The sequence below is a fragment of the Phycisphaerales bacterium genome, assembly GCA_020852515.1.
GTDB lineage: Bacteria > Planctomycetota > Phycisphaerae > Phycisphaerales > UBA5793 > UBA5793.
The window spans coordinates 125,134-150,965 of the sequence record JADZAS010000011.1 but is presented as its reverse complement, the minus strand read 5'-3'; the positions used below and the strand labels follow the sequence as shown (position 1 = coordinate 150,965).

Below are 25,832 nucleotides of genomic sequence, written 5' to 3'. Positions count from 1 at the left end.
CGGAGGGGCTTGGGCGCGTAGCCACGGGTGGAGCCGCGTCGCTTTGGGCGCGGCGGAACCCGTGGACGTCGATCAAGTGAGGCGACTCAGCCCCGAAGGGGCGAAGGAGCGGGCCGGCACGTCCACATCAATCGAATACGTACCGCTTATCATACTCGATCTCGTGCGCGCATAGAAACCGAATCAATTCGGTCTTGAAGTCCTCGCGCGCGTGATGCTGCGGCTGATTGAGAATGTACGCGCGGACCGCATTCTCCTGCGACTTGCTCACGGAGAATGCCGAGTAACCCTCTTGCCAGGCGAAGGGGGCCAAGTCGGCGAAGGTCTGGTGAATCCAGAGCGATGATTTGGATTTCAGGGTGCGCATCAGATTTGACACCGACTCATCAGGCCTCCAGCGAATGAGCAGGTGAATGTGGTCCGCCACGCCGCCGATCTCGAGCAGTGATCCCTTCTCGCCGCGGATGATGCCGCCCATGTAGGGGTAGAGACGCTCAGCAACTTCGCTCGCAATCCACGGCTCGCGATTCTTGGTGGAGAAGACGATGTGCATGAGCAGTTGCGAATAGGTGCCGGGCATGACGTCCTCCTTCGTTCACACGCCTCCATCACCCCTGCCGGGGTGAAAGAACGAAACTACTTTACCTGTCCACGGGTTCCGCTGCGCCGAAGCGGCTTCGCTCCACCCGTGGCTACGCGCCGGCGCTCCTCCGGAGCGAAAGCGGTCTACGTCGCCTGATGATCGATTCGCCGCCCCTTCACTCGGGGCATTCGCGTAGACTCTGCACACCGTGTCCCACGCCGGCCAACAAGACTGGAGCCTGTCGCGCGACGAGTTTGCTGACGCCCTGAGAAAGGGTCTCGGCCGGGTGGTGCTGCAGGTGCAGCGCCACGGCGCCGCCGACCGCCTCGATCTCATCGAGGATGCCTGCGCCACGGATCAGCGATACGACCAGGATTGCGAGGACGATCGCCATGAATGGCTGCGCGGCCTTGCGGTCGCTGCGGGCGCCGGTGATGCTGTGCGCGACCGGCTCATCGAGATCGCGCGCCAAGCGCCAGATGACGCGGACATCTGGCATCCGCTCTGTGTGCTTGGGCACTTTGCCCGGCAGGGCGATGCCGCGGCGCTGGCGGCAGTGCGCGATCGCTTCGACCGAGATGCGGCACGGGGGTGTCGCGACAACGGCGCATCGATGGTCATTGCGCAGCCCATCGAAGGACTCCTGCTTCTCGCCGAGACGTTCGGTGACGAGTTTCCGGACGAGCACGACTGGCTACCCTGCGCATGGCGCAGTCGCGCCCGCGACCTGGATGGCGAGGCGGCGGTGAACGCCGCGCTTGAGACCGCGGCGGAAGACTCGCTTCGCGTGGCGGCCTTTGCGCGACTTGCCGAATCACCGTACGACCGCTTCTTCGCGGCGTCGGAGAACTCTGACACGTCTGCCGATCCGCACCCCGACGTGTGCTCGTACGTCTTTAACGCGGACGATCCCCCGGCTGACTTTCACAAAACCAGATCTCGCGCCCGGACATGGTCAACAGCAGCAACAGAAGAAGAACTCGAAGCCGCCGCACACACGCTCATCGCCGAGACTGATCCCGAGCGCGTGGCGGTGCTCTGCAGCGTGTTCCGCTATCCTCGGACACCCTTCCCGCTCGACATCGCACCACTGATCGACAAGGCGCGAGCCTCAAGGGATGAACGGGAGCGCTATTGCCTCCTGCAGATCATCGTGCCGTTCGATGATGAACGCGTGCGCGAGTTGGCGCTCGAACTGCTCAATCGCTGCGGTCCGGCTTCCGACATCCTCGATCTGTTCATCGAGAACTACCGGCCCGGCGACGGTGAGTTGATCAGGCGAGCACTCGTAGCGCGCCCGTTGCGCGGGGTCGGGAAGGAGATCGATGATGTGCATGGCGTCGCAATGGCGATCTCGAAGGTTTTTTCCGACGACTCGCGCAACGATGGCGGCGAATCGCTGCTTTGGGCGTACGAGCACACTCCGTGCTCGATGTGCCGCAGAGACATCGTCGATGCGCTGATTCGCATGCGAGCCGCGCCGGAGTGGCTGTTGCAGGAGTGTCTGTGCGACTGCGCGGACGACACGCGAGTGCTGGTCGGCAAGGCGATAGAAGGTGAGTGATTCCGCCAGTCCGACGCGCCAGCGAGGTTCTCATAATCCCCGAAGGAGCCGATGCGCCTCGCTCGCGCGCCGGACTGGCTCGATTCATCAATCCAGCGCCGCCGCTTCGCCCGTCTGGAACGGGTCATAGAGCAGTTCGACCTTCGGCACGCGATGTCGGTTCCACTTGAGTTCCACGTCGTAGGGCTGCTGGCCGGGTACGGTCTCCATTTCGAGAACGTGCGCCACCACCGAATGCAGGTCCGCGAGGAATGGCGGGATGTTCACACCCATGAACACCTCGGGCAGTCCGTCAAACTTCGTCAGCATGGTGGACCAGACGCGCTGCACGCCGCGCGGGTTGGCGCGGTTCATGTGCTCCAGAGTGACGGCCGCCTGGATGAGACCCTGGTAGAAGCGGGCTTTGCGCCCCGCGGTGTTCTTCCAGATTTCTTCCCACGCTTCGTGCGCCTCGAAGAACTCGCCCTCGTTGAAGAGAGCGATTCCTTCGTGGAAGAAGCGCTTCTCCTCGGCAGGGTCGTAGGGAGCGTACGCGGGCATTACTCGCCGAGGCTTTCCATGGTGCGCACGATCGCCGGCTGGTTGATCGAGTCGCGGGCCCGCAGCGCCGCCGAGAAGGAATTGAAGATGCCGACGTGGACGTAGTAGAGCGTCTCGCCGCGATCGCCCTTGCCGGTCATGATGCTGGCGGGTCCGAGTTGACCTGCAGCGGGGGTGCGGCTGAAGGAGTCGACGGCGGTTTCCGCATTGGACCGCCCGGCGAAGACCCCCAGCTGGAGCGTGAAGCCGTTGGACCGGAGTTCACGATCGACCTTCGCCTGGAACGCGGCGTCGTTGCTGGCGCCGCGGGCGATGAGGAATTGGACGCGCGCCTGGCCGGCGAGATTCGCCTCCCGGTACGCGAGGCCGGCGCGGTAGGCGGCCTCGGCTTTCTCCTGGCCGCGGAGGCGATCCGCCGCCTGCTTGAAGTGCGTCGCCGCATCGCGGAAGTTGGCGCGCTCCATGTCGGCGAGGCCCAGCGTGCCCGCCGCGCGGCCGGCCACCTCGGGATCGCGAGAGTGCACCAGCGGCGACAGGTACCGATCCGCGCTGGCGTACTGCTGCATTCGGTACGCGCTCACCCCGGCGAGGTAGGACGCCTGATCGCGCGTTGCCAGGTCGCCTCGCCGCGACAGCGTTACAGCGTCGGTATACGCCTGCTGAAAGCGGCCGGCGTCGTAATCGGCGGTGATGGACTCGATTGTCGCCGACCCGGCGGGGCTGGCGCTGCGGCCAGGCCCAGCGCAGCCGGCGGCCTGGAGCAGCCACAGGATCAACAGGACTGTCAACAGGCTCTGAAAACTGCAGTTGCGTTGCGACGACGTGGCAAGCACAGCGCCCTCCCGCTCAATCGGAGCGAATGTGTGTGCGGCTCCTGCGAGGACGATAGGGCGCGCCGATGCGGCGACAAGCGGGCGTTGCCCTGTGCGTCGGCGCGGGGCATCTCAGACTACAATGCCGCGCGAAGCCCGATGGCTCTCGCCCCACCCGCAGCACACCCGCCGGAGCCAGTATGACCGTCCATCGTATCGAGGTGCATCCGGGACCAGATCAGGACGATCCGCGCGGCCAGTCGGTCCAGCGGGACGCCCGGCACGCCCTCGGCCGCGACATCGATCGCGTGCGGACGGCCAGCGTCTATCTCATCGAAGCCGACCTCGATCCGGGGCAGGTGCAGACGATCGCCAGCGCGATCCTCAGCGACGCCGTCGCTCAGCAGCCGACCATCGGGGTGCGGCCGCCGGAGCGCGGCAGCCGGCTGATCGAGGTGCACCCGCTGCCGGGCGTGATGGACCCGGCGGCGCAGTCCGTGGAGCTGGCGATTCGCGAGCTGCTCGGCGTCGAGGCGTCGGTGCGCACGGGCACGCGGTTCGATCTCTATGGCGTGGATGACGCCGCCGCGGATGAGATTGCCACGCGCCTGCTGGCCAATGCGACGGTGCAGGCGGTGTATCGCCAGCCGCACTGCCCGCGCGAGTTTCCCAAGGGGCACGAGCAGCCGCTGGCGGTGCGCGAGATCGCGATTCTCGATCTCGACGACGACGGGCTGCTCAGGCTGAGTCGCGATGGACACCTGTTCCTGTCGCTCGACGAGATGAAGGCGATCCAGGCGGAGTACCGCCGGCTCGGCCGCGAGCCGCGCGATGTTGAACTCGAGACACTGGCGCAGACGTGGTCCGAGCATTGCGTGCACAAGACGCTCAAGTCCACGATCGAGTACCGCGGCGACCTGCCCGGCGGCGCGAACCGGCCGGGACACATGCTCAATGCCGACGGCTCGATCACGATTCACAACCTGCTCAAGTCCACGGTGGCGGCGGCAACAAACGAACTCATCGCCGAGGGGCTGGACTGGTGCCTGTCGGTCTTTGTCGACAACGCGGGCGTGATCGCGTTCGACGACGACACGGCGGTGTGCTTCAAGGTCGAAACCCACAACCACCCCAGCGCGCTCGAGCCCTACGGCGGCGCGGCCACGGGCATCGGCGGTTGCATTCGCGATGTCATCGGCACGGGGCTCGCCGCCAAACCGATCGCGGCAACGGACATCTTCTGCGTGGCGTATCCCGATTCATTCACCGCCGAGAGCGCAGGGAAGGGCGCCTCCGCGGCGAAGTCTCTTCCCGCGGGCTGCCTGCATCCGCGCCGGATTCTCTCGCGCGTGGTCGCGGGCGTGCGCGACTACGGCAACCGGATGGGCATCCCGACGGTGAACGGCGCGGTGTACTTCGACGACCGGTACGTGGGCAACCCGCTCGTGTACTGCGGCTGCGTCGGCGTCATGCCGCGCGACATGGTGCGCGGCGCGGCTCGAAGCGGCGATCACATCATCGCGCTGGGCGGTCGCACGGGTCGCGATGGCATCCACGGCGCCACGTTCTCCTCGGCCGAACTCACGGATTCGCACGCAGACGAGTTCAGCCACGCGGTGCAGATCGGCAATGCGGTCACCGAGAAGAAGCTGCTCGATGTGATTCTCCAGGCGCGAGATCACGCTGACGGCTGCCTCTTCAGCGCCATTACCGACTGCGGCGCCGGCGGCTTTTCTTCGGCGGTGGGAGAGATGGGCGAAGCGCTGGGCGCGACCGTGCACCTCGAGCGGGCGCCGATCAAGTACGCCGGCCTGACGTACACCGAAATCTGGATCAGCGAAGCGCAGGAGCGCATGGTGCTCGCCGTACCCGCGGCGAATCTGCAGACGCTGCGCGGCCTGTGCGAAACCGAAGGCGTCGAGATGTGCGACCTGGGCACGTTCGGCACGCCGGAGCGCGAACTCATTCTCAATTACGCCGGGGTCGAGGTCGGCCGGTTGTCGATGGAGTTCATGCACGAGGGAATCCCGACGCCGACGCGCCGGGCGGAGTGGAGCGATACCGAGGCCGCCGCGTCGCAACCCAGGTCCCAGTTAAAATCGCGGCCTCTTGCCGCCGCGGAGATGCTGCTGCGACTGCTCGCGCACCCCAACATTGCGAGCAAGCACTGGATCATCCGCCAGTACGACCACGAGGTGCAGGGGCAGACGGTGGTCAAGCCGCTTACCGGCGTGCGCGATGACGGCCCGTCGGACGCGGCCGTGCTCACGCCGAAGCTCGATTCCACGCGCGGGCTGGCGCTGGCCAACGGCCTGGCGACGGGGCTGGCTGCCGATCCGTACTTCATGACGCTGGCGGCAATCGACGAGTGCGTGCGGAACCTGGTCTGCGTCGGAACAGATCCGACGCGCATCGCGATTCTCGACAACTTCTGCTGGCCGTCGTGCGGCAAAGCGCGGAACCTCGGATCGCTGGTGCGCGCGGCCGAGGCCTGCTACGACGGCGCCAAAGCATACCGCACGCCGTTTATCTCCGGCAAAGATTCGCTCAACAACCAGTTCACAACCGAGTCGGGCGAGACGATCGAGATTCCTCCGACGCTGCTCATCTCGGGATTCGGCATCGTGCACGACGTGCGGCAGTGCGTGACGATGGACCTCAAGCGGGCCGGTAATCGACTCGTGATGGTGGGCGTGACGGGGCCGGAGATGGGTGGTTCGCACTGGGCGATGATCTCGGACGCGCCGGCGGGCGATGCGTCGCTGCCTCGCGTTGACCTGAACTTCGGCCCGCAGTTTGCCGCGATCGTGTCTGAACTCATTCGCGCCGGGCTGGTGCGCGCTGCGCACGATTGCTCCGAGGGCGGGCTGCTCGTGGCCGCGGCGGAGATGGCGATCGCGGGTGATTTTGGCGTCGATCTCGACATCGCCGCACTGCCTGTCGAGGGCGAAGTCGGTCAGGTCGTGCGGTTGTTTGGTGAATCGCCCAGCCGCTATCTGCTCGAAGTCGCCGAGGCCGACCTGTCGCACGTCGAGCGCGTGATGGGCGACCTGCCTTTTGCCGTCATCGGTGAGGTGAATGACAGCGGGAGGCTGCGCGTTGACGGAGCCGGCGTTGACGTACAAATCGAGGCACTGCGCCGCGCGTGGCAGGGAACGCTGGACTGGTGATCAGACGGTGCGCGGGTGCGCTGCCGCCGTTTCGGTGAAGCGCTTGTACATCAACTCCAGCGCTGCCGGGATGACGCGCACCTCGCCGACGACGGTGATGAAGTTCGTGTCCCCGCTCCAGCGCGGCACGATGTGCACGTGCAGGTGCTGCGGCACGCCCGCGCCCGCGGCGCGGCCCTGGTTGACGCCGATGTTCACGCCCTGGCAGTTCAGCGTCCGTTCGACGAGATCGGTCCCGCGATCGACGAGTCTCCACAGTGCTTCGCGCTGCGCCGGCTCGTAGTCGAGCAGGCGCGGCCGTGCGTCGCCCAGCGCCACGAGCAGGTGCCCGTTCGTGAAGGGATAGAGATTGAAGAGAATCATGCCGTGCGCATCGCGCTCGATCACGAAGTGTTCGGCATCGCGCTGCGGCTGGTCCCAGTAATCGAGCAGAAACGAGCGGGCGGGGGCGGCGTTCGAACCCGGCGACTCGTCCTTGATCGCCTCGATGTACTGCATCCGCCACGGCGCCCAGAGATTCTGCGTCTTCATGGCAAACGGTAGGGGAGTTCGCGTCCCGCCGCAGGATGCTGGAGCGACCAAGTGCACCGGATCGGCGCGACACCGGTACTACGGACGCTAAACTCTCCACTCGCATCGCCGCTGCCGGGCAGAGTTGCAGGGCAGCGGCGGGCGCACGCCACGTGTGAAAGGAAGTCTTCGTGTACCAGAGCATCGAGATCGCCGCCCGTCCCGCCGCCAAGTCCGCCGCAGTCGTGTGCTTCTTTTTTGATGACAAAGTGCTGCGCGACGGCGATGCGCGATGGGACAAGTCGGCGAAGGGCGCGCTCGCCGCGGCGCTGAAGCGCTCCGAGGTGAACGGAAAGACCGCCGAGGCGCACCTCGTGGACGCGGGCGCTTGGCGCGCCGTCCTCGTCGGCCTGGGCGAGCGCGCCAAACTCGACGGGCGCGCGGCGCGGCAAGTCGGCGCTGCGGTCGTGCGGGCGCTCGATCGCATCGGCGCCTCCACGGCGACGCTGCAGATGTCGGGCCTGGGGACGGACGCCCTGCCGGCCGAGCGGCTGGCGCAGGCGGTGGCTGAGGGCATCGGCCTCGCGGCATTTGACTTCAGCGACTTCAAATCAACCACGAAGAAAGAGGCGAAAGTCAAATCACTCAAGCTCGCCTGCGATGAAGCGGACCTGACCAGCGCCATGCGCAAGGGCCTGGCCCTGGCGGACTCGACCAATTTCACGCGCCGCCTCGCCGCGACGCCGCCGAACATCGCGACGACGACGTACATCGCCAGCCAGGCGCAGAAGCTCGCGCGCAGCTCCAGGGGGCGCCTCAAGTGCCGCGTGATCAAGGGTGAGTCGCTGGTGAGCAACAAACTCGTAGGACTGATCAACGTCGGCAAAGCCAGCGAGAACCCGCCGTGCCTGATCGAACTGACCTACGCGCCGCGCGGCGCCAAGCAGACGGTCCTGCTCGTGGGCAAGACGATCTGCTACGACACGGGCGGCTTGTCGCTCAAAATCAACAACGGCATGAAGGGGATGAAGTACGACAAGAACGGCGGCATGGCGGTGCTCGGCGCCATGCACGCGATCGCGCACGGCATCAAACCGACGTGCAAGGTGGTCGCGCTGCTTCCGGCCGCGGAGAACAGCATCAGCGACGAAGCGTACCGGCCCGATGACATCATCACTTATCTCAACGGCGTGAGCGTGGAGGTCACCAACACCGACGCCGAGGGCCGCCTCGTGCTGGCCGATGCGCTCGCGTGGGGCGAGAAGAAGTACAAGCCGGATGCGATCATCGATCTCGCCACGCTCACGGGCGGCGTGGTGGTGGCGCTGGGCGCGACCTGTGCCGGTCTGTTCTGCAATGACGATGCGCTGCGCGGCCGGATCGAATGCGCCGCCGAGGGCACGGGGGATCGTGTCTGGCGCCTGCCGCTCTGGGAAGACTACCGGGAGATGATGAAGAGCAAGCACGCGGACATCTGGAACAGCGCGCCCGTGCGCCACGCGCATCCGATCCAGGGCGCAGCGTTTCTGAGTTACTTTGTCGATGAGAAGACGCCGTGGGCGCACATCGACATCGCCGGAACGAGCAACATCGAGAGCGAGCAGTCGCCATTCGTTGCGGGGCCGACGGGCTTTGGCGTGCGCCTGCTGGCGTCGGTGCTGGAGAACTGGAGCTGAGGCTCGATGACGTTCAGCGATGATGACTTCGACCCAGAGGCGGAAGGCCCCAGCGAGGCTGACATCGCCCGCTTCAGCGACAACAGCTTTCGCTGTTACGAGTGCGGCGCGATGTTGTACGCGGGCGTGGATCTGTGCAGCAAGTGCGGCGCCATCCAGTTCCATGAGAAGGACGTGCGCGGCCTGCGCAATCCGCTACTCCGCCACCCGTGGCTCATGGCGGCGGTGATCGTCATCGTGCTCGTCGCCTTTACGCTGCTGGTGCTGTGAACCGGCCGCGCGGGCCGGCCGCTCGTAACATTGCGGCTCAGGAAAGGATCGTTCATGTCGCGAATCACCCGGGCCGCGCTCATCCAGGCCAGCCTGTGCGAACGCACGGATGCGCCCTTGCCGCGCATCAAACAGGCGATGATCGACAAGCACCTGCCGCTGATTGCCGAAGCGGCCGAAGGCGGGGCTCAGGTCTGCTGCCTGCAGGAACTCTTCTACGGCCCCTATTTCTGCGCCGAGCAGAACGCCCGCTGGTACGACCTCGCCGAGCCGATCGACGGCCCGACCGTCGAGCTCATGCGCGAGACGGCGCGCAAGCACGGGATGATGCTCATCGTGCCCATCGCTGAACTCGCCACCGACGAGGGCGGGGCTATCTACAACACGGCGGCGGTCATCAGTCACACAGGCGAATACCTCGGCAAATACCGAAAGCACCATCTGCCGCACTGCCACCCCGGATTCTGGGAGAAGTTCTACTTCAAGCACGGCACGGGTGGATACCCGGTTTTCCAGACCCCGTTCGGCCGCATCGGCGTGTACATCTGCTACGACCGCCACTTCCCCGAGGGAGCGCGCGAGTTGGGCCTCAAGGGAGCCGAGATCGTCTTCAACCCGTCCGCCACGGTCGCGGGCCTGAGCGAGTACCTGTGGAAGCTCGAACAGCCGGCGCACGCGGTCGCGAACCAGTACTTCGTCGGCGCGATCAATCGCGTGGGTCGCGAGCAGCCGTGGGACATCGGCGAGTTCTACGGCATGAGTTACTTCTGCGATCCGCGCGGCCAGATCATCGCGCAGGCCGGCCGAGAAAAGGACGAAGTGCTCATCGCTGATCTGGACCTCGATCAGATCGCCGAAGTGCGCAAGGTCTGGCAGTTCTATCGCGATCGGCGGCCGGAAACGTACGAGCGTATCGCCAAGGCGTGAAGCATGTTGATTGAGTCATGAATACCGGTAAGACCATCTTCGGGCGGGACAGGGCGCTGATCGGCATGGTGCACGTGGGCGCCCTGCCCGGCACGCCGCATGCGCGCGAATCGCTCGATACGCTCGCGGATGGGGCGGCGGAGGAGGCGGTGCTGCTCGCGCAGGCGGGCTTTGACGGGCTGATCATCGAGAACATGCACGACCGCCCATATCTGCGGCGGGACGTCGGGCCGGAGATCGTGGCCGGCATGACGCGCATCGGTCTCGCGGTGCGCGGCGCTGTCGGGGAGACATTCCCGCTGGGCGTGCAAGTCCTGGCCGGCGCCAACCGCGCGGCGCTGGCCGTGGCGCAGGCGATCGGCGCGCAGTTCATTCGAGCCGAAGGATTCGTCTTCGCGTCCGTGGCCGATGAAGGTTTGTTCGACGAGGCGGATGCGGGGCCGCTGCTGCGCTACCGCCGGACCATCGGTGCCGATGGCATCGCCATCTTCGCCGACATCAAGAAGAAGCACAGTGCGCACGCCATCACCGGGGACGTGGACATCGCTGCGACGGCCCGCGCCGCCGAGTTCTTCGCGGCCGACGGACTCGTCGTGAGCGGAGCTGCCACGGGGCAGGCCACGAGCCTCGATGATCTTGCCGCGGTGCGCGGGGCGTCGTCGCTGCCCGTGCTGGTGGGCAGCGGCGCCAATCGGGAGAATGTCGTGGATCTCCTGGCGCACGCGGACGGCGTGATCATCGGCTCGCATCTCAAGCAGGGCGGGCAGTGGGACCGACCCATTGACGCTGTGCGCGTGCGTGAATTCGTCGCCGCAGCCCAAGAGGCGCGGCGCTCTGATCGCGGCGCGGGCTGATTCGTGCGGGGTCGGCGGGGCGACCTTTTTGCCAGTCGATGCGTATCGTAGATATGACCTTTCTGAACTGGAGTCCGCCCATGATCCGTCGCACCTTTACGCTCGGATTCGGCCTCGTCGCCGCGTTTGTCCTGCCGCTGGCCGCCTGCGATCAGCAGGATGAATCGGCCACATCGCCCACGCCGGAATTCGAGTCCGCCAGCGAAGAACTCCCCGAATGCTGCCAGCCTGATGATGCGATCATCGACCGCACCGCCAGAGCGCCGGGCGAGGCCGAGCCAGAGGCAGATCTCCAGGCGCCTGCCGCCATCGATGAGGCAACTCTGGCGCCCAACGCGCCGGAACTGGTGGCGCAGGTCGGTTCCATCCAGACATCCGTCGATGAGAGCATCAACGGCACGCTGATCGGCCAGAAGCCGTTTCTCGATCTCACCTTCACGAACCAGGACGGCGAGGAAGTGAACCTGGCCCGCGACTACGCCGGCCAGACCATCGTGCTCTCCACGATCTTTACGTCCTGCCCAACGCCCACGGCCTGTCCGCGCATCACCGACGATTTTGCGGACATGGCCAATCGCCTGCCGGATGAACTGGCCGACAAGGTGCGGTTCGTGCTCGTCAGTTTCGATCCGGCCAACGACACGCCGCAAGTGCTCAAGATCTTCGGCCGCAAGCACGGCATCGACTTCGATCGCGTTGATCTGCTCGTATCGGACGTGCCGACGACCAAACGGCTGATGATCGACGAGTTGAGCATTCCGATTGAACTTGACGCGCAGACCGGCAATTTCGCCAATCATGCCCTGATGGCGCACGTCATTAATAAGGACGGATTGATCGTCGTGGAGCGTACCGCGGGCAGCAGCGCGAAGATCGCCATGCTATTGGACGAAGCGATCCGTGCCGTCAAGTTGCCCTTCGTCGCGCCCGATAATGACGGCTGAGGCCGGCTGATCCTTTCCGATCCCGCGCAATGCGAACCCGGTCCCCGGCAGACCGGGCGGGTGCTAAACCAGACAAACTATGCCGCCGATGATCGCTGTGGATTCTCAGCGTGAGGCGTTGGGTGCGCTATTGGCCCGCGAAGGGACAGTGGTGGAGACCGCGCCAAGTGGGAGGCGGCAGATCGATGGCCCTGGGCTTTTTCAAATCGAGCATCGCGCCCGTGGCGATCGACTTCGGCTTCGCGGAGTTGAAACTGCTCCAGGTGCAGCCCGGCGCGCCGGCCACGCTCATGGCCGCGGCCCGCGAAGTCATTCCCGAATCCTCCCGCAACGATCCCGCGGCCCGGCAGCACTTTCTCGCCGAGGCGCTGCCTCGCCTCATCCGCGAAGGCGGGTTCAAAGGTAAGACGGCCATCTGCTCGATCCCGGCGTGGCAGACGTTCGTGCAGCACATGCAGGTGCGCGGCGGCGACAGCGCCGAGGACATCGCCACCCAGTTGAAGTCGCAACTCCAGGCCATCATCGCCTGCGACCCGACCAACGTCGTGGTGCGCCACGTCGAAGTCGGCGAGGTCTTCAAGGACAATCAGCAGATGACGGAAGTGATCTGCTTTGCGGTCGCGCGCGACGTGGTCATGCGCCAGATCGAACTGCTCAACAAGTGCCGCATGGAGATCGGCGGCTTTCACGCCGAGCCGATCGCCGTCGTCAAGTCCTTCGAGCACCTCTACCGGCGTCAGGGGGATGATCAGATCACGACGCTCTACGTCGATCTTGGCGCCAGCTGCACCAAGGCAATGATCGCGCACGGCAAGGAAATCCGCTTCGCCAAGACGATCCCGGTTGGCGGTCGGCACCTGGACCAGCGACTGGCGGAAGTGCTCAACTGCGACGTCGCCGCCGCGCGCTCGCACCGGCTCGCGGAGACGCGACCGGCGGCTGCGGCTCCTCAGCGAGCCTCGGCGCGCGTGGGCGCGGTGCTGGCGCACGCGACGCAGGCCGCCGCAGTCGGCACGGCGGCAGACCGCCGCGTCGGCAGCATCCCCAACGAGTTTTCCGCCGTGCCGGGCGCTTCCTCCACCGCGACGGAGGCCGTCGGCGAGAAGAGTTCGCTCGTGCACGAGGCGATGGCGCCGCTCGCCGAGCAGTTGATCGATGAACTCAAAATGTGTGAGCGCTACCACCGCCGCCTGTTCGAGGACCGATCGCTGGATCGGATCGTCTTCGTCGGCGGGGAGAGCATGGACCGCTCGATGTGCTGCGAAATCGCCGAAGCAATCGGCGTGGTGACGTATCAGGGCAATCCGTTCGGGCGCTTGCAGCGGACGGGTGAAGAACGGTTCGTCGGGTTCGACGGCTCGCATGCCGAGCCGGGCTGGTCCGTGGCGCTGGGTTTGTGCGCCTGTCCGGCCAACGGATGAGCGGGCCGGTCCCGCCTGATATCGACGTGTGTGACAGGAACGGAGTGAACCCATGCCGCATGCCAGTTTCCTTCCGGAAGACTACCTCGCCCAGCGGGCGGAGCGGCGCACGAGCATTCTCAGCCTCACGCTTTTCATCGTGGTGATGACGGCGGTGGTCGGGGCGTTTCTCGTCACCAATCGCCAGTGGTCGCGCGTGAAAGTCGAGCAGCAGGAGATCAACATCCACTACACCGAGGCCGCCAAGCGCATCGGCGAACTCGAGGAACTCGAGCGCCAGAAGCAGCAACTCGTCGAGCGGGCCGAGGTCGCCGCGGCCCTCGTCGAGCGCGTGCCGCGCTCCATCCTGCTGGCCGAACTCATCAATCGCATGCCCGATGCGGTGAGCCTGCAGGAGTTCGATCTCAAGTCCGAGAAAGAGAAGGTCAAGCGGCCGGCGCCCTCGGCGACGAAGGTGAAGTCGATCACCGGCGACAAGAACGCCCGCAAGCCGACCAAGGCCGAAGAGGCCGACGAGCGCAAAATCGAAGTGCCGTCCTACATGGTGGTGATCGAGATGGAGGGCATCGCGCCTTCGAACCAGCACGTGGCCGAGTACCTGACCAAACTCGGTCAGTGCTCGCTGTTGCGGGACGTGGAATTGCGCTACTCGAAGGAATCGAAGGTGGAGGAGCAATCGGTGCGGGTGTTCCGCATTCGCGCCATCCTTGACCCGAAGGCGGACGCCAAGCAGTTCGAGCCTCTGAAACTGCGCCGGACCATGCGCGACCCGACGGAAAACACGCTCGAGTTCGAGCAGTTCGATCCAAGCCTCATCGAGGTCGATCTCGGCGAGGATGAGTCGAACCCGAACGGAGGGAAGTGATCATGCGATTCGGAGTGCGCGAACTACTGTTCATCCTGGTGCTGCTGGCGGTTCCCGTCGCGGCGTTCTGGTTCGTCTTCAAGCCGCGCAACGAAGACATCGCCACGGCGCGCGCGGAAATCGCCGGCAAACGCCAGACGCTCAACAAACTCAACGAGGCCTCGACGAAGATCAAGGACCTCGGCGAGGCGATCGCCGCCGGCCAGGAAGCCATCGAGGTCATCGAGGCCAAACTCCCCGCCGAGCAGAGCGTCGATGAAGTGCTCCGCCAGGCGTCGGATATCGCCATGACGCACGCGCTGCACATCAAGACGGTTACGCCGCAGAAGAAGGTGCCTGCGTCGCAGTACATGGAGCTGCCCATCGCCTGGGAACTCTCGGGCAACTTCGACGGCTTTTACGAGTTTCTGCTCGATCTCGAGCAGTTGCCTCGCCTGACCCAAATCCGTGATCTGAACATCAAGCGGGTCGACCAGGATCCCGGCGCGATGACGGCGACGTTTACCCTGAGCATCTACTTCCAGCCTCGAGCGTCGTCGTCCACGAAACTCGTGGAGGTCAAGCCATGAGCATGGAGCACTTCAACCCGCAGTCGGGCCACATTCCGGATTCGCCCGGCGGCGAGGGCCTCAACGGCGGGTCGGTCGAGCAGATCGATCTCGTCGGCACCGCGGCCGGTAAGAAGCGCGTCAGCGACGCCACCATCGTGCTCGTGGGCACGCTGCTCGTGGGCGCCGGCATCCTGACGGGCATGCGCTGGCTGGGGACCAAGTCGTCGAGCCTCGGCGTCGACAAGGCCATCGAGAAGACGGTCAATGACTTTCTCGGCCGCACGTCCGCCGCCTCGGCTCAATCCGATGAGGCCGCCCACGGTCAGTCCGAGCTGGTGCTCGACTCACTGACAGAGGATCGCACCGAATCGCAGGTTTCGCTCGAGTACGTCAAGAAGAACCCGTTTGTGCTCCGCCTGGCGCGCGGCCCGGCACAGGCCGGCGGCGATCCGGGCATTGACATCGCCTCCCAGCGCGAACAGGCTCGGCTGGCGGAACTTCGCCGCACGCTCGAGCGCGACGCCCAGGCCATGCGCCTGAGCAGCATCATGGGTCAGCCGGGCAAGCGCGTCGCCGTGCTCAATAACCTGGTCGTGCAGGTGGGCGACGTCGTGAACGAAACGTACACCGTCACGGACATCACCGCGTTTGAAGTCGTGCTGGCGGCCGAAGGCATGGAATTTCGCAAGAGCCTGAAGGAATGACAGTCGCCAGCCGCGACTGAGCGCCGCCATGGGAAGATTCGATCTCGATAGTCTGCTGAGCGAACTGGGCGTCAAGAGATCTGCCGCCCTGGAAGATTCCGCGTCGACCGCCGCTGCAGATCAGCCGGGTGGTCCGGGCGAATCGGATGCTTCGCCCGAGGTGCAGGCTGAGGAGTCACGGCGAGGCGAGACTGAACCCGCAGCACTATCCCACACGATGTCTTCCACCCCACCTCCCGCAACTCGAGCGTTTGTTCGCAACGACCCGCGCGAGACGCCGCGTCCGCCTGATGCGTCCGGTCGGGGCCTCAACGCCGAAGTGGACCCGGCGCGGGTGGCCGAAAAGGCGGATCGCCTGTCGCTGCGGCCTGACGATGCGCTGGGCTTGCTGTGGGGCCCGACAGACGGACAGCGGGCCGCCGTCCGAGGCCGCGACCTTGGCGCTGAACTGCAGGCGCGAGGGATCATTACCGGCGAGCAATTGACCACGATGCGCACCGTGTTGCGACAGAGCCCCGGGCGCACCGCCTCAGAGGTGCTCCTTGAGATGGGGGTGCCCGAGGAGCAGATCCAGCAGGTCGTCGCGCAGATCCACGGGCTCGAGTTCGCCCGAATCAATCCGGATGATGGATTCCACAGCAGTTACTTCGAGCGTCTCGGCGCCGACTTCTGCCGGCGCCACGGCGTGCTCCCGCTGCGCAAGGACGGCCCGCGGCTCATTGTCGGCACGGTGTATCCCGACGACGTGTTCGTGATCGACGAAGTCCGCCGTCTGCTGGGTGTGAGCGCCGTGCGCCAGGTGATCGTCACCTCGTCGGACATCAACCTCATTATCGAGGTCCAATCGGCGGGCGAAGAGCAGGACATCGCCGTCAACGACATCCTCGCGGACATTGACGAGGGAGACGTCGAAGTCGTCGAAAACGACCAGGAAGACGTGGACTTCGCCAAACAGGCGGGCGAGTCGCCGGTCATCCGCTACGTGAACTTCATCATCCAGACGGCGCTCAAGGAAGGCGCCTCGGATATTCACATCGAGCCGGCCGAGAAGAAGCTGAAGGTGCGTTTCCGCATCGACGGCATCCTGTTCGACATGATGAATCCGCCGCACAAGATGCACGCGGCGATCATCTCGCGCCTCAAGATCATGGCGAATCTGGACATCTCGGAGCGCCGCCTGCCGCAGGACGGGCGCATCCGGGCCGTGGTGGCCGGCCGCAAACTGGATCTGCGCGTTTCGACGCTGCCGACGGTCACCGGCGAGAAGTGCGTGCTGCGTATTCTCGACGCCCGGTCGATCGCGGTGGGCCTCGAGCAACTCGGTTTCGACGAGACATCGCTGCACATCTGGCGCCGGCAGATCAAGCAGCCGCACGGCATCATTCTTGTCACCGGTCCGACCGGCTCGGGTAAGACGACCACGCTCTATTCGTCGCTGCGCGAGATGGACACGAAGAAGCTGAACGTGTCCACGACCGAAGACCCAGTGGAATACCACCTCGACGGCATCACGCAGGTGCAGATTCACGACAAGATCGGCATGTCGTTCGCCGCGGCGCTGCGAAGCCTGCTGCGCCAGGATCCCGACGTCGTCATGGTCGGCGAAATCCGCGACGCCGAGACCGCTCGCATCGCGATCCAGGCGGCACTGACGGGCCACCTCGTGCTCAGCACGCTGCACACGAACGATGCGCCCAGTTCGGTGACCCGCATGATCAACATCGGCGTCGAGCCGTTCCTGATCGGCGCGGCGCTCAACGCCGTGCTCGCCCAGCGGCTCGTGCGGCGCATCTGCGATCACTGCAAGACGGCCGATACGCTGAACGAGGAGGTGCAGGAGTTCCTCATGACCCAGGGCCTTGACGCCGCGCAGGTGAGCAAGGGCGCCGGGTGCGACCGCTGCCGGCAGACCGGCTACGCCGGCCGGCTGGGCATCTACGAGCTTCTCGTGCTCGATGACGTGACGCGGGACGCGATCGCCCGGAGCCCGTCGGTGACCGAGTTCCGGAGGATGTGCGTCGAGCGCGGCATGGTGACGCTCCGCCAGGACGGGCTGGCCAAGGTGGTTCGGAGGCAAACGACCATTGAAGAGGTGCTGCGTGTAACGGAAGCGACGATCTGACCGGCCGTGGGGTCGGGTGAAACTCTCTGGCCCCGTGTGTTATTGGTTATCCGGTGGCTCCAATCGGCCGATGATGCGGGCACCGCCGCGCCGACGCGGCACTCCCGAGCCCGTCCGATTCGATGAGGGGTGTTACTCGATGGATTTCAACACGATCCTGAAGACCGCAGCCGAGCACAATGCCTCCGATATTCACATTGTCGCGGGGCATCCGCCGCTCATGCGCTGCCACACCATTGTGACGCCGATGGATTATCCGGTCGTGACGCCCGAGTCGGCGCAGCGGATCCTAGAGGCCGTCGCGCCGCCCAATGCGATTGAGACGTTCAAGCGGCAGTCCGACTCGGACTTTTCATACGAGATCCCGGGCCTGGGCCGCTACCGCGTGAATGCGCACATGCAGCGCAAGAGCGTGGCCATGGCGTTTCGCGCGATCAAGTCCAAGGTGCCGCCGCTCGAATCGCTCAACCTGCCCGACGTGATCGGCCGCCTGACCTACCTGCCGCGCGGCCTGGTGCTCGTCACGGGCGATACGGGTTCAGGTAAGTCCACCACGCTCGCCGCGATGATTCAGGCAATGAATGAACGATACCGCAAGCACATCATCACGCTCGAAGATCCCATCGAGTACGCGTTTGAATCGAACAAGAGCGTGATTGAGCAGCGCGAACTCGGCGCCGACATGCCCAGCTTCGCCTCGGGCCTTAAGCACATTCTGCGTCAGGACCCGGACATCATCCTCGTCGGCGAAATGCGCGACCTGGAAACCACGGCGCTGGCCATCACGGCTGCGGAAACAGGCCACCTCGTGCTCAGCACGCTGCACACCGTGAATGCATCGCAGACGGTCGAACGTATCGTGGACATGTATCCGGCGGACCAGCAGAACCAGATCCGCTCGATGCTCGCCAATACGCTGCAGGCAGTGGTGTCGCAGACCCTGTTCAGCCGCATCGACCAGGCCGGCATGGTGCCCGGCGTGGAGATCATGCTCTGCACGCCTGCGGTGCGCAACATCATCCGCGAGAACAGGTCGTTCGAGATTCCCAACGTCATCGAAACGAACCGCAACCTGGGCATGGTGAGCCTCGATACGTCGATCAGCGAGTTGTACTTCAACGGCATGATCAGCCGCGAAGACGCGATCGCGCAGGCGGCGTATCCGGACAAGCTGGACCGTGCCCTGGCGGCGTAACACTTGGCGAGCCACCGAGGCCGCCGGAGATCGATGCGTTTGCCGCGGCCGGCGAACGTGGTGGGTGAGGAGTGAGGCATGGCGCTGTATCGGTATCAGGCTAAGGGAGGCAACGGCGAGATGCGCTCGGGCACGCTCGCCGCTGACAGCGCCATGATGGCCGCCGCGATCCTGCGCAATCAGGGTCAGCGCGTTATCAATCTCTCGCCCGTCGAGTCGAACAACGTCAAGAGTTTCCGTTCGACGCTCAAGAGCCTCAATTACAGCTCGGGGCCCAGCCAGCGGGACGTGCTGGACTTCACCACGCAGATGGCGGTGATGATCCGCGCCGGTATTTCCATTCGGGCGGCGCTCGAAGGCATTGCCGACCAGGTGCAGAACCCCAAGTGGCGCGAAATCCTCAAGAACGTGCGGCAGGACGTGGAGGGCGGCCGGCAGTTCTCCGAGGCCATCTCCCGCTATCCCAAGCTGTTCAGCCCGCTCTATGTGAACATGGTGCGCGCTTCGGAGATGTCCGGCTCGTTCGCCAAGATGCTGGACCGCATCGCGGCTTACATGAGCCAGCAACTCGAGACGCGCAAGATGGTCATCGGCGCCATGATCTACCCGGGCATCATCGGCACCATGGCGGTGGGCGTGACGATCTTCCTGCTCACCTTCGTGCTGCCGCGCTTTGCTATGGTGTTCAAGGGCAAGGAGGACTACCTGCCCAAGCCGACGGTGTTTCTGATGGCGGTGTCGGCGTTTATGGTGCAGTTCTGGTACGTGCTGCTCATCCTGGCGATCCTGCTCGGCGTCGGCTTCTTTGTCTTTACGCGGACCCGCGTGGGGCGGACAACCATGGACCGGCTCAAGCTGCGCGTGCCGCTGTTCAAGCGCATGTTTCGCGCGCTGTACATCAACCGCAGCCTGCACACGATGGGCGAACTGCTCAGCGCCGGCGTGCCCATGCTCGATTCGCTGGCCATCACCGGCGACATCTCGGGCAACTCGGTTTATCGGCACCTGTGGCGTTCGGTCTACGCGTCCGTTAAGCAGGGCAAGAAGCTGGTCCAGCCACTTCAGAAGTCGACTCTTCTGCCGCGCAGCGTCGTGCAGATGATCGCGGCCGGCGAAGAGTCTGGTAAACTCGCCGACGTTTTGCAGGAAATCGCGTCCTATTACAGCAAGGTGCTGCGCGACGCGATAAAGACGGTAACGAGCATGATTGAGCCGATCATGATCATTGTGATGGGTTCAATCGTCGGATTCATCGCAATGGCGATCATCCTGCCAATCTTCAAGATGTCCTCGCTCGTTAAATAAGCGAAGGGTGGAGTTTTGAGGAAGGCACGCTCCATGCGCGATCGCCAGGCCATGCTCCAGTCCGCTTCGCCATCATCTCGACGTCCGATTCGGCGCGACGGTTTCACGCTCATGGAAACGGCGCTGGCGATTGTCATCGTCAGCACCGGCGTCCTGTCCATCCTCTACGCCCAGATGGCGTTTCACAAGCAGAACGACTGGTCCACGCACACGTCGACGGCGACGTTCCTCGCGAATGAGATCCGCGAGATGACCGTCCGCATGCCGCCGCACGATCCGGTAACCGGACTCGCCTACTGGGGCCCCGAACCGAACGAGCCCACCCTCGACGACTTCGACGACTTGGACGACTTTGACGGCACGGAAGGCCTCGGCACCATCTTCAGCGCCGAGGAGGAGACCGGGCCAGTCAACGCGATGCGCATGATCGTCCCCGACATGGCGGGCTGGTCGCAGGTCGTGCGCGTGTTCAGGGTGCCCGAGAACAACATCAGCGGGAGTGAAGACCCGAACTTGCCCGAGGAATCGTCGGTGCTTCGTATCGAAGTCAGCGTCCTGTACCAGGGGCCGCGCGATGAGGAGCCGACGGAAGTGACCAAGATCGCGTGGATCAACGAGTATTGAGCCGGCGCGAACTGTCGAATGGGTGCGGTGGTGAAACGGAGCGGCTATGAGCAGGCGGAGTGACGGCAATCGACACGGGGCAAGGGGCGCGATGGTTGCAGGCGCGGCCCGGCGGCCCGTCGCTCGCTGCCGCCCCGATGGGCGCAGCCGGCGCGGCGTCGCCTCGGTCCTGTCGATGATGTTTCTGGTGATCTTCGGCTCGCTCGCGGCCGTCATGGCCGTCGTCGCTCAGGGCAACGTGCGCACGGCGCATTCGCACCTGCAGGTCAACAAGGCCATGAGCGCCGCGGAAACGGGCTTGAGTTTTGCGGCCCGCCGCCTCACCGAGGCCGCACAGCGCTTCGTCGTCGAGAAGGGCCTCGTCACGGACGAGTTTGGCGAAAAGCTCTGGAACGGCACGTGGGAAGTCAGCGACGGCGAGGTCACCATCCTCGACCCCGAAGGCTTCGTCGAAGGCAGCCCCGCGACGAGCCTGGCCACGGCGGTCCTCAATGCGCACGTCGCCGACGAGCACAATCTCATCATCGACCCCGGCGACGAACTGCTGCCCGACCTCGACGAATTCGGCAAACTCGTCGTCCAGCCCATTTCCGTTACGTCTGAAGAGGGCGCGGCGTATTTCCGCCTCAGTTACGAGCCGCTTGCCGACGGCCGCTTCGTGCGCGTCATCAGCGTCGGCTGCGATGGATCGCTCACGCGAACGCTGCAGGTAGATTTTCAGATCGTCAAGCGCCTCGACGCGGCGATCATCTCGCCAAACCGCATCATGATCGGCAAGAACGTCCACATCGACGGGCCGATCGGCACGCGCTTTGGCGAAGACGTCCAGGATCTCCAGGAGCCGCTCGGCCATCCGATCGTCATGAAGTCCGACTTCCGCCATCTCGATGTGGAACTCGACGCGCGCATCGAGACGTTCGTCGTGCAGATCGGCCTGCACGACGTCAACGGCGACAACCGCCTGCGACCCGGCCATCCGACGGAGCGCGACGGCCTGACCGAGCCGTACATGGTCGATGCCAACGACGATGGGTACGTCGATGACTACGACCTCTGGCTCGATTTCTACGATGCGAACGAAGACGCCCTGGTCGTCTGGGACGCCGACCTGGCGTACGCGGCGGGCCGCGGCACGATGGATGAGGAGTTTGCCGGCATCGACGACGATCTCGCCACCATGATCGACGGGTTGAATCCCGATCGAAACGGCGACGGCGCCATCGATGAGGCCGACACCCTGCTCGGCTACATGGACGGCGTGATCGATACGCTCGATGGCTATGCGAAGGTGCATGGCAACCTGCTCTTCAAGGCCAGCAAGGAATCATGGGAAGCCGCCCAGGGTGGGCAGCCGTGGCAGAGCTTTGTCAATGGTCCGGTCGAGGCGGAGATCGAGTACTCCTCCACGCAGTTCGAGGTGCCCGATACGCGCCTGTACGACTTGAGCATCACCGACTTCACCAACGCGCAGAACACTCTCAAGGACGTGACGGTCGGCAGCGGTGCGTTCGTCGATCAACTCGAAGCCCAACTGGGCGGAGATCCAACGACCCACGTGTGGTCCGACCACCCCACCGAGCCGGACTACCTGCGGCCCGACTTGGGAATCTGGGAACAGATGCCGCTTGGCTCACCGGGGTTTTACGACTGGTACCAGCGCCCGATCTACAAGAACATGACGTTCGTGAACGTCGCGATCCCGCAGGGAAACAACGGCCTGTTCATCAACTGCACGTTCATCGGCGCGGTCTACGTCCAGACCCACAGCGACAACACCCACCACAACTGGAACTTCCTGGGCATTAAGGAACTCGTAGACGGCAACTACGTGGACAAGTACGACTACGAGAGCTGGGAGCCGGTGCTCGAGATCAGCGGCAACCCGGTGTATGACACCAAGCCGTTCTCGAACAACATCCGCTTCCACAGCTGCGCGTTCATCGGATCGGTGGTTTCCGATCCCGCGGGCGACCTGACGCACGTGCGCAACAAGCTCCAGTTCACGGGCGCCACGCACTTCTCGCTCAACGTCGAAGACATCCAGGAGAGTAATCTCACGACAGAGGAGAAGGAGCTGGCGACGCAGAAGTTCAACGAGAGCTACGAGCAGCTGCGCCGCAGCTCGCTGCTCGTGCCGAATTTCTCGGTGGACGTCGGCAGTTTTGAGAACGCGGCCGAAGTGGTCGAGATGCAGGGCACCATCGTGGCCGGCATCCTGGACGTGCGCGGCCGCGCGAACATCGTGGGCGCGCTGCTGATGACGTTCAAGCCGAGGACGGGCGAGGGGCCGCTGTACTACGGCGGGCCGGCTTCGGCGTTCAATACCACGCTCGGTTACTTCAGTCCGGAGGACGGCGATGGCGAAGGCGGCGAGCCGCTGAACGGGTTCGGCAACATCACGCTCCGCTACGACGCGGACATCCCCATGCCCGACGGCATCAAGGCGCCGATCAAGGCGGTGGCGGTGCCGGGCACCTATGTGGAAGGAGCGACGCCATGATTGCTTCGCCGATCTCTCTGCCTCGCCTGCATCGGGCTGGCGGCCCGAAGCCCCGCCCGCGCCGCCGGGCGTTCAGCATTGTCGAAGTGCTTCTGGCCATTACGATCACTTCGCTGCTGCTCACTTCACTGCTGGCGGCCCTGTCGGCGTCGTTCCGCGCCTATCAGGCCACGACGGAATCCGCCTCGCGCCACACGATCGCCCGCTTGACGATGCACCGCCTGCTGGCGCTGCTGCGCACCGGCACGCAGTTCGGGCCCTACCCGGCCAACGTCATCACTGACCCGATCATTCAGTCCGACTACGTCGAGTTCGTCGCAGCGGACGGCACGTTCGTGCGCGTCGAGTACCGCCCGATCGAGGAGGCGCTTTACGTCATCATCGATCCGACGGGAGAGGCGAGCGAGGAACTGCTGCTCACCGGCGTGTCGCCCGTGTACGACAGCGAAGGCGAGCGCGTGCCGCCGTTCACGCTGCAGTATGTTCGCGGGCCGCTGCTGTATCGCGCGACGGTCGATCTGCTCATCGCTGAAGATGCGGAGGTCGATCTGGCGCTCGAAGGCTCCGACGTGCCGCCGCTGCGGATGGTCGCCTCGACCATGCCGCGCAACAACCTCTGATTCGCTTCACCCTTCGCGCGCCGGATTGCCGCAGACCGTCGTCCGATCAGGCACGTCGCGCGTGACGACCGCGCCGGCGCCGACGACCGCCCCGTCGCCGATGTTGCGGCCGGGCAGGACGCGGCTTCCCAGGCCCACGAGTACGTGCGTGCCGGTGCGGACGGCTCCGCACAGCGCCGCGCCGGGCGCGATGTGGCTCCAGTCGCCGACGACCGAATCGTGCTCCACGATGGCGCCGGAGTTGATGATCACTCCCGTTCCGATTGTGGCGCCCGGATTGACGATGGCGCCCGGGCCAATGAACGTACCCGGGCCGATGCTCACGTCGTGCCTGCTGATGATGGCGGCAGGATGGATGACCGTGGCCAGGCACTCGGGATCACGCCCGTCAAGCATGCCCAGCAGCAGAGCGCAGCGCGTCGCGTTGTCGCCGATGGCGGGCATGAAGCGCACGTCAGATCCGCACTCGCGCCAGGAGCGGATGCGGCCGCGGTGCGGCACATCCAGTTCGCGCAGCGGCGCATCGACCCGGTCGTCAAGGAATCCCTCGACCAGCAGTCCCGCACGAGTCGCCGCATCGAAAACGACTTTCGCGTGTCCGCCTCCGCCGACGAGGACGACCTGGTTCACGGCGTCGCCTCCGGATGGTGCGTCTGGTTCGCGTCCTCAACCGCCCGCTGACGCACCGGACGGTATTTCTCTCCGATCGCGAGATCCCACTGCTCGTGGCTCGCGTCAATCGCCACATCGCGGAACTCGCTGCGGCAGCGGTAGCACACGAGGCACTCTTTCGTGAAGACGTAGACGATCCTGTCGATCACCACCGCGGCGAGCAGGACGCACATCGACCACAGCGCTTGGCCCCGGGCCAGCAGGATGACGCTGGCGATCGCTGCGGCAATGACAAGCATGAGCCCGAAGCGCTGCGGGAAGTCTCGTCGCCTGAAGATCTCCCGGCAGCCGCACACCACGCATCGGCGCAGCCGGCCCTGCTCGTCGACCGCATTCTGCCAGTTCAGGTCGATCTCGCGATCCGCAGGCCGCAGCCGGGCCCGCGCGGGTCGCGATGCCACATCGACGACGGCCACGCCCAGTGGTTCCCGGTCGAGATTGTTTGCGGTGATGCGCATGCCCCGATTCCCTACATCTTAGACGCGCCTGCCGCCGGCTGCGGCGGGGCCGGTTTCAGAGGCCACGCCGGCGGCCGACCTACAGTTCGTCCATGACTGCGAATCAGGTTGCGCCCCGACACCGCGTCGGCGTCGTGAGTTTCCTCAACACGCTGCCGCTCATCGACGGCCTCGAGGGGCTTGCCGATCTTCAGCTGAAGCCCGCCGTGCCCAGCGATCTCATCCGCCTGCTCCTCTCCGGGCAGGTCGAGGTGGCGCTGTGTTCGATCGTGGACTATCAACTGGCGCCCGAGCCGCTGAAGATCGTGCCTGCCGGGCTGCTCGGCTGCGATGGCTCGACGATGACGGTGCGGCTGTTCAGCCAGACGCCGCTCGAGCGCATCACAAAAGTTCATTGCGATACCGACAGCCACACCTCAGTAATGCTTCTGCGCGTGCTGCTGCATGAGCGGCACGGCATCCAGCCTGAACTGGTCGAATTCGATGCCCGTCGGCACCGCACCGGCGCCGGCGAAGATGTGCAGTGGCCGCAGGCCATGCTGCTCATCGGCGACAAGGTTGTTACCGATTCGACCCCCGCGATCCGCTATCCCTATCAACTCGACCTGGGCGCCGAATGGAAGGAACTCACGGGCCTGCCGTTTGTCTTCGCCACCTGGCTGGCCCGCCGCGAGACCGACGCTTCGGCCGTGGGCGCAGTGCTCGACCGCCAGCGCCGGCACAACAAGGAGCGCCTCGAGCAGATGCTCGCCAGGCAGGCGCCGCAGCATGGCTGGCCGGTCGATCTCGCCCGCGCCTACGTCTGCGAAATGCTGCGCTTCGACTGGACGGACCAGATGATCTGCGGCGTTGAGCGGTTTTTCGCACTGGCCCACGCGATGGGTCTGATCTCCCAGAATCGCCCGCTCGAGTTTGAGCGGCTGTGAATGCCGCCCACAGCCGGTG

24 protein-coding genes are annotated in these 25,832 nt (G+C 65.1%); 18 read left to right on the top strand and 6 right to left on the bottom strand.

The features are described 5' to 3' along the window. Window positions 1-127: 127 nt before the first annotated feature. Window positions 128-580: an IS200/IS605 family transposase gene (gene tnpA / locus IT430_05420; GenBank protein ID MCC6907363.1), complete on the bottom strand. Its 453-nt coding sequence runs from the start codon at window positions 578-580 to the stop codon at window positions 128-130. 211 nt (window positions 581-791) lie between these two features. Between tnpA and IT430_05415 the strand changes: the two genes are divergently transcribed. Further along, entirely contained in the window at window positions 792-2,147 is a 1,356-nt protein-coding gene (locus IT430_05415) for a hypothetical protein (GenBank protein MCC6907362.1), read from the top strand. A gap of 87 nt (window positions 2,148-2,234) precedes the next feature. On the opposite strand, the gene IT430_05410 is transcribed toward IT430_05415, so the two are convergent. Together IT430_05410 and IT430_05405 are read right to left on the bottom strand one after the other, a co-directional pair. Then, complete coding sequence (locus tag IT430_05410; GenBank protein MCC6907361.1) at window positions 2,235-2,687, bottom strand: DUF309 domain-containing protein; 453 nt, start codon at window positions 2,685-2,687, stop codon at window positions 2,235-2,237. After that, a complete protein-coding gene (locus IT430_05405) occupies window positions 2,687-3,475 on the bottom strand; it encodes an SPOR domain-containing protein (protein MCC6907360.1) in 789 nt (262 codons plus the stop codon). The genes IT430_05410 and IT430_05405 overlap by 1 nt, the downstream gene beginning before the upstream one ends. Before the next feature lie 224 nt (window positions 3,476-3,699). Here IT430_05405 and purL point away from each other — a divergent pair, with 224 nt between their 5' ends. Further along, complete coding sequence (gene purL / locus IT430_05400; protein ID MCC6907359.1) at window positions 3,700-6,669, top strand: phosphoribosylformylglycinamidine synthase subunit PurL; 2,970 nt, start codon at window positions 3,700-3,702, stop codon at window positions 6,667-6,669. Here purL and IT430_05395 read toward each other — a convergent pair whose 3' ends face one another. Continuing rightward, entirely contained in the window at window positions 6,670-7,200 is a 531-nt protein-coding gene (locus IT430_05395; GenBank protein MCC6907358.1) for an HIT domain-containing protein, read from the bottom strand. A gap of 170 nt (window positions 7,201-7,370) precedes the next feature. On the opposite strand from IT430_05395, the gene IT430_05390 reads away from it, so the two are divergent. The 15 genes from IT430_05390 to IT430_05320 all read left to right on the top strand — a co-directional run bounded on the left by IT430_05390 (window position 7,371) and on the right by IT430_05320 (window position 23,757). Beyond that, window positions 7,371-8,855 (top strand): leucyl aminopeptidase family protein, encoded by a 1,485-nt coding sequence (locus IT430_05390; GenBank protein MCC6907357.1) that lies wholly within the window; start codon window positions 7,371-7,373, stop codon window positions 8,853-8,855. Between the two features lie 6 nt (window positions 8,856-8,861). Then, the gene (locus IT430_05385; GenBank protein MCC6907356.1) at window positions 8,862-9,125 is read left to right on the top strand and encodes a hypothetical protein; all 264 of its coding nucleotides are present in this window, start codon (window positions 8,862-8,864) and stop codon (window positions 9,123-9,125) included. Window positions 9,126-9,179: 54 nt separating this feature from the next. Further along, window positions 9,180-10,052: an acyltransferase gene (locus IT430_05380; protein MCC6907355.1), complete on the top strand. Its 873-nt coding sequence runs from the start codon at window positions 9,180-9,182 to the stop codon at window positions 10,050-10,052. 17 nt (window positions 10,053-10,069) lie between these two features. Continuing rightward, window positions 10,070-10,906, top strand: a complete 837-nt coding sequence (locus tag IT430_05375) for a BtpA/SgcQ family protein (GenBank protein ID MCC6907354.1) — start codon at window positions 10,070-10,072, stop codon at window positions 10,904-10,906. Window positions 10,907-10,986: 80 nt separating this feature from the next. Further along, window positions 10,987-11,850: an SCO family protein gene (locus tag IT430_05370; GenBank protein ID MCC6907353.1), complete on the top strand. Its 864-nt coding sequence runs from the start codon at window positions 10,987-10,989 to the stop codon at window positions 11,848-11,850. Between the two features lie 185 nt (window positions 11,851-12,035). After that, window positions 12,036-13,271, top strand: coding sequence for a pilus assembly protein PilM (gene pilM, locus IT430_05365; GenBank protein ID MCC6907352.1), 1,236 nt, complete (start codon window positions 12,036-12,038; stop codon window positions 13,269-13,271). Between the two features lie 52 nt (window positions 13,272-13,323). After that, window positions 13,324-14,136: a PilN domain-containing protein gene (locus IT430_05360; protein MCC6907351.1), complete on the top strand. Its 813-nt coding sequence runs from the start codon at window positions 13,324-13,326 to the stop codon at window positions 14,134-14,136. A gap of 2 nt (window positions 14,137-14,138) precedes the next feature. Next, entirely contained in the window at window positions 14,139-14,705 is a 567-nt protein-coding gene (gene pilO / locus IT430_05355; GenBank protein ID MCC6907350.1) for a type 4a pilus biogenesis protein PilO, read from the top strand. Then, window positions 14,702-15,391, top strand: a complete 690-nt coding sequence (locus IT430_05350; GenBank protein MCC6907349.1) for a hypothetical protein — start codon at window positions 14,702-14,704, stop codon at window positions 15,389-15,391. The genes pilO and IT430_05350 overlap by 4 nt, the downstream gene beginning before the upstream one ends. Window positions 15,392-15,419: 28 nt before the next feature. Then, window positions 15,420-17,513: a Flp pilus assembly complex ATPase component TadA gene (gene tadA / locus IT430_05345; GenBank protein MCC6907348.1), complete on the top strand. Its 2,094-nt coding sequence runs from the start codon at window positions 15,420-15,422 to the stop codon at window positions 17,511-17,513. A gap of 139 nt (window positions 17,514-17,652) precedes the next feature. Further along, a complete protein-coding gene (locus tag IT430_05340; protein ID MCC6907347.1) occupies window positions 17,653-18,708 on the top strand; it encodes a type IV pilus twitching motility protein PilT in 1,056 nt (351 codons plus the stop codon). Window positions 18,709-18,786: 78 nt separating this feature from the next. Next, a complete protein-coding gene (locus IT430_05335) occupies window positions 18,787-20,013 on the top strand; it encodes a type II secretion system F family protein (protein MCC6907346.1) in 1,227 nt (408 codons plus the stop codon). Between the two features lie 33 nt (window positions 20,014-20,046). Continuing rightward, entirely contained in the window at window positions 20,047-20,637 is a 591-nt protein-coding gene (locus IT430_05330) for a hypothetical protein (protein ID MCC6907345.1), read from the top strand. Between the two features lie 46 nt (window positions 20,638-20,683). Continuing rightward, complete coding sequence (locus IT430_05325) at window positions 20,684-23,137, top strand: hypothetical protein (GenBank protein ID MCC6907344.1); 2,454 nt, start codon at window positions 20,684-20,686, stop codon at window positions 23,135-23,137. Beyond that, complete coding sequence (locus tag IT430_05320) at window positions 23,134-23,757, top strand: prepilin-type N-terminal cleavage/methylation domain-containing protein (GenBank protein MCC6907343.1); 624 nt, start codon at window positions 23,134-23,136, stop codon at window positions 23,755-23,757. Before IT430_05325 ends, IT430_05320 begins: the two co-directional genes overlap by 4 nt. A 6-nt stretch (window positions 23,758-23,763) precedes the next feature. On the opposite strand, the gene IT430_05315 is transcribed toward IT430_05320, so the two are convergent. Then, a complete protein-coding gene (locus IT430_05315; GenBank protein MCC6907342.1) occupies window positions 23,764-24,387 on the bottom strand; it encodes a NeuD/PglB/VioB family sugar acetyltransferase in 624 nt (207 codons plus the stop codon). After that, window positions 24,384-24,887, bottom strand: coding sequence for a hypothetical protein (locus IT430_05310; GenBank protein MCC6907341.1), 504 nt, complete (start codon window positions 24,885-24,887; stop codon window positions 24,384-24,386). Before IT430_05310 ends, IT430_05315 begins: the two co-directional genes overlap by 4 nt. A 92-nt stretch (window positions 24,888-24,979) precedes the next feature. Here IT430_05310 and IT430_05305 point away from each other — a divergent pair, with 92 nt between their 5' ends. Further along, window positions 24,980-25,813 carry a menaquinone biosynthesis protein gene (locus IT430_05305; protein MCC6907340.1) on the top strand — a complete coding sequence of 278 codons (834 nt, stop codon included), beginning with the start codon at window positions 24,980-24,982 and terminating at the stop codon, window positions 25,811-25,813. Window positions 25,814-25,832 lie beyond the last annotated feature (19 nt).

Bases quoted from the DNA above. Each gene is read 5' to 3' on its own strand.
- tnpA (MCC6907363.1), bottom strand. From the start codon at position 580: ATGCCCGGCACCTATTCGCAACTGCTCATGCACATCGTCTTCTCCACC.
- IT430_05410 (MCC6907361.1), bottom strand. From the start codon at position 2,687: ATGCCCGCGTACGCTCCCTACGACCCTGCCGAGGAGAAGCGCTTCTTC.
- purL (MCC6907359.1), top strand. From the start codon at position 3,700: ATGACCGTCCATCGTATCGAGGTGCATCCGGGACCAGATCAGGACGAT.
- IT430_05395 (MCC6907358.1), bottom strand. From the start codon at position 7,200: ATGAAGACGCAGAATCTCTGGGCGCCGTGGCGGATGCAGTACATCGAG.
- IT430_05385 (MCC6907356.1), top strand. From the start codon at position 8,862: ATGACGTTCAGCGATGATGACTTCGACCCAGAGGCGGAAGGCCCCAGC.
- IT430_05380 (MCC6907355.1), top strand. From the start codon at position 9,180: ATGTCGCGAATCACCCGGGCCGCGCTCATCCAGGCCAGCCTGTGCGAA.
- IT430_05375 (MCC6907354.1), top strand. From the start codon at position 10,070: ATGAATACCGGTAAGACCATCTTCGGGCGGGACAGGGCGCTGATCGGC.
- IT430_05370 (MCC6907353.1), top strand. From the start codon at position 10,987: ATGATCCGTCGCACCTTTACGCTCGGATTCGGCCTCGTCGCCGCGTTT.
- pilM (MCC6907352.1), top strand. From the start codon at position 12,036: ATGGCCCTGGGCTTTTTCAAATCGAGCATCGCGCCCGTGGCGATCGAC.
- IT430_05360 (MCC6907351.1), top strand. From the start codon at position 13,324: ATGCCGCATGCCAGTTTCCTTCCGGAAGACTACCTCGCCCAGCGGGCG.
- pilO (MCC6907350.1), top strand. From the start codon at position 14,139: ATGCGATTCGGAGTGCGCGAACTACTGTTCATCCTGGTGCTGCTGGCG.
- IT430_05350 (MCC6907349.1), top strand. From the start codon at position 14,702: ATGAGCATGGAGCACTTCAACCCGCAGTCGGGCCACATTCCGGATTCG.
- tadA (MCC6907348.1), top strand. From the start codon at position 15,420: ATGGGAAGATTCGATCTCGATAGTCTGCTGAGCGAACTGGGCGTCAAG.
- IT430_05340 (MCC6907347.1), top strand. From the start codon at position 17,653: ATGGATTTCAACACGATCCTGAAGACCGCAGCCGAGCACAATGCCTCC.
- IT430_05335 (MCC6907346.1), top strand. From the start codon at position 18,787: ATGGCGCTGTATCGGTATCAGGCTAAGGGAGGCAACGGCGAGATGCGC.
- IT430_05330 (MCC6907345.1), top strand. From the start codon at position 20,047: ATGCGCGATCGCCAGGCCATGCTCCAGTCCGCTTCGCCATCATCTCGA.
- IT430_05325 (MCC6907344.1), top strand. From the start codon at position 20,684: ATGAGCAGGCGGAGTGACGGCAATCGACACGGGGCAAGGGGCGCGATG.
- IT430_05320 (MCC6907343.1), top strand. From the start codon at position 23,134: ATGATTGCTTCGCCGATCTCTCTGCCTCGCCTGCATCGGGCTGGCGGC.
- IT430_05310 (MCC6907341.1), bottom strand. From the start codon at position 24,887: ATGCGCATCACCGCAAACAATCTCGACCGGGAACCACTGGGCGTGGCC.
- IT430_05305 (MCC6907340.1), top strand. From the start codon at position 24,980: ATGACTGCGAATCAGGTTGCGCCCCGACACCGCGTCGGCGTCGTGAGT.